We start from the raw sequence: 643 nt of genomic DNA, 5'->3' as shown, positions 1-643 counted from the left end.
ACTGACCGTAGGCGGTGATACGTAAAAATCCAAGCGTGGTTAAAGTGTAAATTAACCGAGTGATGGTCGCTTTCGGTAGTGCTGTCATTTGGCACAATTGCTGATGACTTAACTGCTCTTGCTGTTCAAAGGCAGCAAGTATAGACAAGCCGCGCCCAAGCGCCGTGACAAACTGTCTGTCTTCTGTCTCTTTGCTTTGCACAAGGGCATTATTCGTGCGTACTAGTAAAGGCGTCGGTTTTGGCAAGTTTTTTATCATTTTTTGACCGTATATATTCAAAAAGGTTTACAAGAGAGATAAATTTTGCTTAAATAGTTTTACATTATGGAACCAAGTTTCACATAGCGGAACTTGGTTGTCAAATAAAATTGTTGTCAAATAAAATTTGCTTGTGATTTAGCTGGTTATATAAGTAGTTTTTGATAAAACGTTGATGAACAGTTTTTACAAGCCGTCTTAAGTAAAGGAGTACGATATGTCAGCACCTACTAACCTACGAACGAATGCCAGCCCAAGTTTTGATTGGGAAGACCCTTTTTTATTGCGTGATCAGCTTACTGATGAAGAACGCATGGTCAATGAAAGCTCGCATCAGTTTTTTCAAAAAGAATTAATGCCTGGTATTTTGGAGGCCAATCGCAA

General features: G+C 39.2%; 1 protein-coding gene. It reads right to left on the bottom strand.

Features of this window, described 5'->3' with window-relative positions:
- Positions 1-259, bottom strand: a 259-nt coding sequence (locus tag ACS8FD_RS21655; protein WP_439277389.1) for a helix-turn-helix domain-containing protein, incomplete at its 3' end; no start/stop codon positions are given.
- Between the last annotated feature and the right edge of the window lie 384 nt (positions 260-643).

The sequence above is a fragment of the Psychrobacter sp. 1U2 genome, from assembly GCF_051847575.1.
The sequence above is the reverse complement of the archived record's forward strand: the minus strand, read 5'-3'. Positions and strand labels throughout refer to the sequence as shown.